At 69.9% G+C, this 1,354-nt stretch carries 1 protein-coding gene; it reads left to right on the forward strand.

Annotated elements, in window-relative coordinates; translation table 11 throughout:
• Positions 1-39 precede the first annotated feature (39 nt).
• Positions 40-1,266 (forward strand): polyamine ABC transporter substrate-binding protein, encoded by a 1,227-nt coding sequence (locus FNQ90_RS23355; RefSeq protein WP_182608166.1) that lies wholly within the window; start codon positions 40-42, stop codon positions 1,264-1,266.
• Positions 1,267-1,354 lie beyond the last annotated feature (88 nt).

Here is a 1,354-nt window from a genome sequence, read left to right on the forward strand (position 1 = left end):
CCTCCCAGGAAGGCCCCGACCGTGGATCCCTACGAAGGCATGTCCGAGCCCGTTCGCAAGGCGTGGGAGCGCAGTCTCACCAACGGCCGGGCCGCCCGAACCGCACTGACCCGCCGCCGCCTGCTGGCGGGCACCGGGGCCCTCGGAGCCGGTGCGCTGCTCGCGGGCTGTGGCATCCCGCCGGCCGAGAGCGGTACCACCGGGGAGGAGGCCGCCCCGGACCTCTCCGGCGAGGAGAAGGTCCTCAACTTCAGCAACTGGCCGCTGTACATCGACGTCGACGACGAGAACCCCGGATCCCGCCCCACCCTGGAGGCCTTCGAGGCCGAAACCGGCATCGCCGTCTCCTATACCGAGGACATCAACGACAACAACGAGTTCTTCGGCAAAATCCGTCCCCAGTTGGCCGCCGGCCAGGACACCGGACGGGATCTGGTCTGCCTCACCGACTGGATGTCCGGGCGACTGATCCGCCAGGGCTGGGCCCAGAGGCTGGACCCGGCGAACCTGCCCAACGCCATCGCCAACGTGGAGGCCCGCTTCCGCACCGCCCCGCACGACCCGGGGCGCCAGCACAGCTTCCCCTGGACCGGGATCGCCACCGTCATCGGCTTCAACCGCCGCGCCACTGGCGGAGACGGCATCACCTCGGTGGGACAACTGTTGGAGGACGAGTCCCTGCACGGCCGCATCTCCCTGCTCACGGAGATGCGCGACACCATGGGGATGGTCCTGCTCGACATGGGCAAGGACCCGGCGTCCTTCACCGACGACGACTTCGAGGCCGCGATCGCCCGGGTGCAGCGCGCCGTGGACTCCCGACAGCTGCGCCGCTTCACCGGCAACGACTACCTGGACGAACTGAACTCCGGGGACATCGCCGCCTGTGTCGCCTGGGCGGGTGACATCGTCCAGCTCCGGATGGACAATCCGGACATCGACTTCTTCATGCCGGAGACCGGCTACCTCTTCGGCACCGATGACCTGCTGGTGCCCGCCCTGGCCCGCCGGCGGGCCAACGCCGAGGCACTCATCGACCACTACTACCGACCGGCGGTGGCCGCCGAGCTGGCGGCCTGGGTCAACTTCATCTGCCCCGTCGTCGGGGCGCAGGAGGAGATGCGGGCGATCGACGGGGAACTGGCGGAGAACCCGCTGATCTTCCCGGACGAGGAGATGGTGGCCAAGGGGGCGGTCTTCCGGCAGCTCGACGAGGACGAGGAGACTCGTTACGAGGACATGTTCGCCAAGCTGATCGGCGCCTGACGCGGTCCGGGACCCCGCCGTCCCGCCGCTTCCGGCGCCCCGCCCTTCCGGGCGGGTCCGGGAACCCCGTCCCGGACCCGCCCGGAAG

The sequence above is a fragment of the Streptomyces alkaliphilus genome (genome assembly GCF_014141535.1).
GTDB lineage: Bacteria > Actinomycetota > Actinomycetes > Streptomycetales > Streptomycetaceae > Streptomyces > Streptomyces alkaliphilus.